The organism is Mycobacterium sp. UM_Kg27 (assembly GCF_000972905.1).
In the GTDB taxonomy this organism is placed as follows: Bacteria; Actinomycetota; Actinomycetes; order Mycobacteriales; family Mycobacteriaceae; genus Mycobacterium.
In genome coordinates this window covers 1-7,382 of sequence record NZ_JRMM01000175.1, presented here as the reverse complement: position 1 = coordinate 7,382, position 7,382 = coordinate 1, and the positions used below count along the sequence as shown (strand labels likewise).

At 67.5% G+C, this 7,382-nt stretch carries 8 protein-coding genes and 1 pseudogene; 2 read left to right on the top strand and 7 right to left on the bottom strand.

Going from position 1 to position 7,382, the window contains the following annotated elements:
• From LI94_RS19420 to LI94_RS19410, 3 genes and pseudogenes are all read right to left on the bottom strand, one after another.
• Positions 1 to 825 (bottom strand): annotated as a pseudogene (locus LI94_RS19420) (polyribonucleotide nucleotidyltransferase); the annotation flags it as partial.
• Between the two features lie 303 nt (positions 826 to 1,128).
• Positions 1,129 to 1,398 (bottom strand): 30S ribosomal protein S15, encoded by a 270-nt coding sequence (rpsO, locus tag LI94_RS19415; protein ID WP_024444057.1) that lies wholly within the window; start codon positions 1,396 to 1,398, stop codon positions 1,129 to 1,131.
• A 116-nt stretch (positions 1,399 to 1,514) separates the two neighbouring features.
• Positions 1,515 to 2,492: a bifunctional riboflavin kinase/FAD synthetase gene (locus LI94_RS19410; protein ID WP_024444056.1), complete on the bottom strand. Its 978-nt coding sequence runs from the start codon at positions 2,490 to 2,492 to the stop codon at positions 1,515 to 1,517.
• A gap of 24 nt (positions 2,493 to 2,516) precedes the next feature.
• Here LI94_RS19410 and mntR point away from each other — a divergent pair, with 24 nt between their 5' ends.
• Both mntR and LI94_RS19400 read left to right on the top strand, forming a co-directional pair.
• The gene (gene mntR, locus LI94_RS19405) at positions 2,517 to 3,215 is read left to right on the top strand and encodes a manganese-binding transcriptional regulator MntR (RefSeq protein WP_024444055.1); all 699 of its coding nucleotides are present in this window, start codon (positions 2,517 to 2,519) and stop codon (positions 3,213 to 3,215) included.
• A 102-nt stretch (positions 3,216 to 3,317) separates the two neighbouring features.
• Positions 3,318 to 3,749 carry an SRPBCC family protein gene (locus LI94_RS19400; protein ID WP_024444054.1) on the top strand — a complete coding sequence of 144 codons (432 nt, stop codon included), beginning with the start codon at positions 3,318 to 3,320 and terminating at the stop codon, positions 3,747 to 3,749.
• Positions 3,750 to 3,786: 37 nt separating this feature from the next.
• Here the strand turns inward: LI94_RS19400 and LI94_RS19395 are convergent, their stop codons facing one another.
• Genes LI94_RS19395 through LI94_RS19380 form a run of 4 tightly spaced genes read right to left on the bottom strand, consistent with a single transcriptional unit; the run spans position 3,787 to position 7,280 of the window.
• Positions 3,787 to 4,764 carry a DUF2804 domain-containing protein gene (locus LI94_RS19395; protein WP_046302218.1) on the bottom strand — a complete coding sequence of 326 codons (978 nt, stop codon included), beginning with the start codon at positions 4,762 to 4,764 and terminating at the stop codon, positions 3,787 to 3,789.
• A gap of 7 nt (positions 4,765 to 4,771) precedes the next feature.
• Positions 4,772 to 5,662, bottom strand: coding sequence for a tRNA pseudouridine(55) synthase TruB (gene truB / locus LI94_RS19390; RefSeq protein ID WP_024444052.1), 891 nt, complete (start codon positions 5,660 to 5,662; stop codon positions 4,772 to 4,774).
• Entirely contained in the window at positions 5,659 to 6,318 is a 660-nt protein-coding gene (locus LI94_RS19385) for a 4'-phosphopantetheinyl transferase (RefSeq protein ID WP_024444051.1), read from the bottom strand. The genes truB and LI94_RS19385 overlap by 4 nt, the downstream gene beginning before the upstream one ends.
• Positions 6,315 to 7,280: a metallophosphoesterase gene (locus LI94_RS19380; RefSeq protein ID WP_024444050.1), complete on the bottom strand. Its 966-nt coding sequence runs from the start codon at positions 7,278 to 7,280 to the stop codon at positions 6,315 to 6,317. Before LI94_RS19380 ends, LI94_RS19385 begins: the two co-directional genes overlap by 4 nt.
• Positions 7,281 to 7,382: the final 102 nt, after the last annotated feature.

Sequence of the window (7,382 nt, the reverse complement as noted above, 5' to 3'; positions counted from 1 at the left end):
AGATGTGTATAAGAGACAGCCGTAAGGCGGGAACAGCGGGTAGTCGGCGGTTGGGCGGGCCGCCGCCTCACCGAGCTCCTGCTGGGCCTTGCACAGCGCCGCGATGAACGGCTTGGCCGCCTCCAGACCCTCGGCCACCACGGTCTCGGTCGGCGCCTGGGCGCCGGCCTCGATGAGCTCGATGACGTTCTCGGTGGCCTCGGCCTCGACCATCATGATCGCGACATCACCGTCTTCAAGGGTGCGCCCGGCCAGCACCATGTCGAACGCGGCGCGCTCGAGCTGCTCGACGGTGGGGAACGCCACCCAGGTGCCGTCGATCAGTGCCACCCGCGCGGCTCCGACCGGGCCGGAGAACGGCAGGCCGGCGAGCTGGGTGGAGGCCGACGCGGCGTTGATCGCCACCACGTCGTACAGGTCGTTCGGGTTCAGGCTCAGCACCGTCACCACGACCTGGACCTCGTTGCGCAGGCCGTCGACGAACGACGGGCGCAGCGGACGGTCGGTAAGACGGCAGGTCAGGATCGCGTCGGTGGACGGCCGGCCCTCGCGGCGGAAGAACGAGCCGGGAATACGCCCGGCCGCGTACATCCGCTCCTCGACGTCGACAGTGAGCGGGAAGAAGTCGAAGTGGTCCTTGGGAGCCTTGCTGGCGGTGGTCGCCGACAGCAGCATGGTTTCGTCGTCGAGGTAGGCGACGACGCTGCCGGCGGCCTGCTGGGCCAGCCGGCCGGTCTCGAAGCGGATAGTGCGCTTGCCGAAGCTGCCGTTGTCGATGACAGCGGTGGTCTCGAATACGCCTTCTTCAATTTCAATTGCAGACATAAAAGCCCGTGCGGCCTTTCCTGGTTTGTTCAGCTGTTTCGCAACGTCAGACGTGCGCCAGCCAACTACCTGGATGCGGCTACGGTCGTCGATCGAAGCGGCCGGATCTTTTAAGACGCGCTTTCAGACCCGGCTGCCACTACCGAAGACCGCCCGATGCAGGTCTGGCTGTACGTAGGGACGTGTCCCGTCGTGACGTGCCGGAGTGGCACACGCGGATGCGGGGGCCACACCGATGTCCGGGCCTGGCAGGCCCGGAACGGTCTCACTCTACATGGCAGCGGCTGACGCCGCCCCGATTCGTCAGCGACGCAGACCGAGGCGCTCGATCAGCGAGCGGTAGCGCGCCACATCGGTCGCGGTCAGGTACTTGAGCAGACGACGCCGCCGGCCGACCAGCAGCAGCAGGCCGCGGCGGGAGTGGTGGTCGTGCTTGTGCTTCTTGAGGTGCTCGGTGAGGTCGACGATCCGCTTGGTCAGCAGGGCGACCTGAGCTTCGGGCGAGCCGGTGTCCGTCTCGTGCAGACCGTAGCTGGCCAGGATCTCTTTTTTCTGCTCGGCGGTCAGCGCCACGACAAATCTCCATCAATCGGTCCCGCGAATATCAAGTCGGCGGCCACCGCGGACTGCAGCACGCCGAGGTGGGAGCCTAGCACCGCCCGGGGCAGCTCTCCCAATCGTGCCGACGGTCAGTCACCCGAGAGCAGGCCGCGGGTCTTCTCGACGTCGGTGTTCATCATCGCCACCAGATCCGCCACCGAGTCGAACTTCTCCTGGCCGCGGATCCGGCTGACGAAGTCGACGGCGACGCGCTGTCCGTACAGGTCGGCGGTCTCGTCGATCACGAACGCCTCCACGGTGCGGGCCCGCCCGGAAAATGTCGGGTTGGTGCCCACCGACACCGCTGCCCGGCAGCGCTGACCGGCGACGACGGTGCCGGGCACCTGGCCGTGTCCCAACACGGTGAACCAAGCGGCGTACACCCCGTCGGCCGGAATCGCCGCAAAGGCCGACGGTGCCACGTTGGCGGTCGGGAAGCCCAGACCGCGCCCACGACCGTCACCGCGCACCACCAGCCCCTCGACCCGGTGCGGCCGGCCCAGCGCCTCGGCTGCCGCCGCCACATCGCCGGCGTCCACACAGGACCGGATGTAGGTCGAGGAGAAGGTGACCGATTGGGCGGCCTCGGCGCGCTCGGCCACCAGCGACACCGATTCGACCCCGAACCCGAACTGCTCGCCGGCGCGGCGCAGGGTCTCGACGTTGCCGGCCGCCTTACGGCCGAAGGTGAAGTTCTCCCCCACCACCACTTCCACCACGTGCAGGTGCTCGACCAGCAGTTGGTGGATGTAGCGGTCCGGGGTGAGCTTCATGAATTCGGGCGTGAACGGAATCACCAGGAACACGTCGATGCCGAACTGCTCGACCAGCTCAGCGCGACGCGCCAGTGTGGTGAGCTGCGCCGGATGGTTGCCGGGGTAGACGACCTCCATCGGATGCGGATCGAAGGTCATCAGCACCGTCGGCACGCCGCGCGCCCGGCCGGCCTTCACCGCATGGGTGATCAGTTCCGCATGGCCGCGATGCACACCGTCGAACACGCCGATGGTGAGCACACACCTGCCCCAGTCTGTGGGGATCTCATCCTGCCCCCGCCACCGCTGCACCAGGACAGCCTAAACTGTCCGATTGTGAGCCCTTGGGAGCAGTCGGATGGGCTGAGTAGCGTCGCCCAGGACTATCTGAAAGTCATCTGGACCGCCCAGGAATGGTCACCGGACAAGGTCAGCACCAAGATGCTGGCGGAGAAGATCGGCGTGTCCGCCAGCACCGCCTCGGAGTCCATCCGCAAGCTCGCCGATGCGGGCCTGGTGGACCACGAGAAATACGGCGCGGTGACCCTGACCGATGAAGGGCGACGGGCGGCGCTCGCAATGGTGCGCCGGCACCGGCTGATCGAGACCTTTCTGGTGTGCGAGCTTGGCTACGGCTGGGACGAGGTGCACGACGAAGCCGAAGTCCTCGAGCACGCGGTGTCCGACCGGCTGATCGCGCGCATCGACGCCAAGCTGGGCTTCCCGCAGCGCGACCCGCACGGCGACCCGATCCCGGCCCCGGACGGGCAGGTGCCCACTCCCCCTGCCCGCCAACTGTGGGCGTGCGCCGACGGCGAGACCGGCACGGTGGCCCGCATCTCCGACAACGATCCGGAGATGCTGCGCTACTTCGCCCAGGTAGGCATCAGCCTCGACGCCCGGCTACGGGTGCTGGCTCGCCGCGACTTCGCCGGCATCATCTCGATAGCCCTTGACTCGCCGGCGGACTCCGATCTCGAGCAGGCCACCGTCGATCTGGGCAGCCCTGCCGCGCAAGCGATCTGGGTGGTCTGACCGCCACTTCGCGTAGCCGGCCGGCTGGCCTTCGGCCTCCGAACGGTTCGGGTCTGCTCCTGCCCGGTGCCGGAGCGGTGCCGCTGGCTCTACGATCTGCGGATGGCAAAGCTTGAGCTCTCTCGTGAACTGTCGCTGCCTCCCGACCAAGCCTGGGCCCACGCGTCGAATCTGGCCGAGTTGGGTGACTGGCTGTCGCTGCACCAGGGGTGGCGCTGCGATATCCCGGCCGAGCTCACCGCCGGAACCACGTTGATCGGGGTGGCGGGAGCAAAGGGAATGCGCAACCGAGTCACTTGGACGGTCCGCGAATTCGACCCGCCCGCACTGCTGGAGTTGACCGGCGACGGCGTGGGCGGCACCAAGTACGCGCTGACCTTGGCGATCAGCCCCGCCGCAACGGGATCGAAGTTCGTCCTGCGGATGGACCTGGGCGGCCGGCCGCTGTTCGGGCCGATCGGCGCGGCCGCCGCCCGGGCCGTCAAGGGCGACATCGAGGGATCGATCAAGCGATTCGAGCAGCTCTACAGCTGAGGCGGCAACCGGCTCATCAGAGCAGCCGAAGCGCCACTCACCACAGCATGTGCACCTGTTCGGCCCAGCCGAGTAGACCGTTCACGGCAACATTCGCGCCGTCATCGGTGCGGATCCGGCCGTGGTAGTGCCCGAAGCACTGATGGGTCCCCGGCAAGGGTGAGCGGTGATGGAACGGGGTGAACGTCAGCTCGACCTGATCGGAGTCGGGTGTGCGGATCGTCCACGGCCCGGTGTATTCGGGGTAGTGCCAGTCCAGTTCGGCGCCGATCTTGCTCAATCGGCCGTCGACGCAGAGCGCATTCTCGGTGCTTGCGGTGCCGACAGTCCACTTGCCGCCCAGCTGCAGGCCGACCGTGTGGCCGTCGGTGTGCCCGGACGCCGCACCCCAGTTCCACACGGTGTTGGCCGGCCAGCGTCCGCGCCCGTGGTCGAGCACACCCCAGCCGCCGGCGAAGTCGTAGCTGGCGTCACCGACCCGTACGACACCCGAGGCCGGCCGCGCGGTGTGTTTGGCGGTGTATTGGAATCTCTTCTCGCTCCACGGCACCACCACCGCCAGCGTCTCGTGCCCGGGCGGCAGGGCCACAAACAGGTCACCGTCCATGGGGCCGGCCGAGGTCTTGCAGGAGAACCGGATCCGCGTGCCGTCGGGCTCGGCGGTGAGGTCGATCGCGACCAGGCCACGAGCGGAGGCCGGCCCGTCGCCGAGGCTGGTGGGCAGCGTTATCCCCCACCCTCCCGGGTGCAGACAACTGCGGCTCACCTCACGCCCGGAATAGTCCAGCAGGAAGACGTTGCTCACCCCGAGGTAATCGAGGTCGGCCAGCGTGATCGCGATCAGGTGAGTGGGCGTCGTCAGGCACCAGTACTCCCACCGCTTGCTGCGGCCCCAGCCACGCAGGTTGCAACGGTGCAGCGGTGTTCGGGTCCAACCGACGGCGGCGGGGTTCAGCAATCCGGCCGCATCGCACAGATCGACAGCCTCGGTGATCTCGCGTTCCGCGGTGGCCATCGGCGGACTATAGCGTCGCCGGCCGGATGACGACCACCGACTTGGTCCGCCTTCCCGAGTCCTCCAGTAGCGCGATCACTCGGTCATCGGCATCGGTTGCCGCATAGGTTCCGTCGATGCCCGCCGGGGCCAGCGGCCGGCCGTGGCTGACGTCGAGCGCCTCGTCGACGCTCAGGTCCCGGCGCGGAAAAGTCTGCAAGCAGGCGTCATCCAGGCTGTAGCTCAGCCGTGGGCTCTCCCCCAGTTCGTCGAGGGTGCGGGCCTGATCCAGCCCGAAGCTGCCGGCCCGGGTACGTCGCAATGCGGTCAGGTGTCCGCCCACCCCCAGCTCACTGCCCACGTCACGTGCCAGTGCCCGGATGTAGGTTCCCGCTGAACAGTCCACCTCAACGTCCAGATCGACGAGCGCCTCATGGCGCCGCAGCGCCAGCAGCTCGAAGCGCTCGATACGCACCGGCCGGGCAGGCAGTTCGACAGCGCGCCCCTCCCGGACCAACTGATAGGACCGCTTGCCGGCGACCTTGATGGCGCTGACCGCCGAGGGCACTTGCGCGATGTCGCCGCGCAGGCCGGCGATCGCCGCGGCGATCTGACTGTCGGTGATATGCCCCGCCGAAATCGTCTCCAGCACCTCACCTTCGGCGTCCTCGGTCGAGGTGGTCTGTCCCAACCGGATGGTGGCGGCGTAGGACTTCTGCGACGCGGTCAACAACCCCAGAATCTTGGTAGCCCGTTCGATGCCGATCACCAGCACCCCGGTGGCCATCGGGTCCAACGTGCCGGCATGGCCGACCTTACGAGTCCCGAAGAACCTGCGACACCGCGAAACGACGTCGTGGCTGGTCATTCCGGCGGGCTTGTCAACGATCACCAGGCCGGCGGGCGGGGGCGTGCTCACAGCACAATCGCCGTCAGCACCAGACCGCCCGCCACCGACCACCGCCCGCGCAGTTCCGTCAGCGGAGGTCCGGACAGTGCTGCGGGGTCGATCAGGATGCGGGAGACGAAGCTGCCGTCGGCGTCGAAGCTGATGTGGGCATCTTCGAAGCCCAACCACCGCCTGGTCAGCGGGAACCACACCTTGTAGGTGGCTTCTTTGGCACAGAACAGGATTCGGTCCCAATGCCAGTCTCGCGGCAGCGCCGCGAGTTCGTCACGTTCGACGGGCAGGCTGACCGCTTTGAGGACGCCGTCGGGAAGCACGTCATGTGGTTCGGCATCGATACCCACCGATCGCACGTCGCCACTGCGGCCTACCACCGCGCCTCGGAAGCCCGCGCAGTGCGTCAAGCTGCCGACCACACCGTCCGGCCAGGTGGGTTCGCCCTTCTCCCCCTTGAGAATCGGGACCGGCGGTTGCCCGAGCTCTTCCAGCGCCAGCCGAGCACAGTAACGCGCGGTGATGAATTCATTGCGGCGCTTGGCAACCGAACGCGCGACCAGCGGCTCTTCCTCGGGCAGCGGAGCTAGCCCGGGCGGATCGTCGTAGCGTTCGGCCCAGGCCAGTGAACCCGCCGGCGCTCCTTCGAGCACCCCGTCCAGCAGCTTGCTCATCGCGCCTGCCGCCTGTGCAGACGTTCGGCGAACTTCGCACTGGCCTCACGCATCTCGTCGGTGATGGCGAAGTGACCGCCGAACTCGTTGAGGTAGCCGGGCGGATAGTGCGGCTCGGGCAGGATCTGGCGCAGCCACCGGTGCGGCCGGCGTCGACGCCATTCCCTGGGATAGCCCACGGAGACCTCTTCGAAGCGCACGCCGTCATAGAACGTGGTGCGCGGGATGTGCAGGTGGCCGTAGACCGAACACGCCGCGTTGTAGCGCGTGTGCCAATCGGCGGTTTCGACGGTGCCGCACCATAACGAGAACTCCGGGTAAAACAGCGCGTCGCAGGGCTGGCGCACCATCGGGAAATGGTTGACCAGCACGGTCGGGGTCATCCAGTCGAGGTCTTCGAGGCGCTTACGGGTTGCCGCCACCCGGTCGCGGCACCATGCGTCTCGGGTGCCGTAGGGCTCGGGTGAGAGCAGGAACTCGTCGGTGGCGACCACATTGTTCTGCCGCGCGATGGCTAAACCTTCGGCCTTGCTCGTCGCCCCGGCAGGCAGGAACGTGTAGTCGTAGAGCAAAAACATCGGCGCGATGATGGCGGGGCCGCCCTGCTCGGTCCAGACCGGAAAGGGGTGCTCGGGGGTGATGACGCCCATCTGGTCGCACATGTCGACCAGATAGTCGTAGCGGGATCGGCCGAACACCTGCATCGGGTCCTTGTTGGTGGTCCACAACTCGTGGTTTCCGGGGACCCAGATCACCTTCGCGAACCGCTTCCGCAGCAGGTCCAGCGCCCAGCGGATCTCGTCGGTACGCTCCGCAACGTCACCGGCGACGATCAACCAGTCGTCACCGGTGACCGGGTGCAGTGCCTCGGTGATCGGCTTGTTACCCAGGTGGCCGGTGTGCAAGTCAGAGATCGCCCACAGAGTTGGGCCATCTGCGGCCCTGCGCTCGTGGGTGGTCACGAAGGTCGAGCCTAGCGACGATCGCAAGCACGACGGAGTCGGGCGCCGCGGGTCGTCGCCATTCAGCCCAGCGACGATCGCAAGCACGACGGAGTCGGGCGC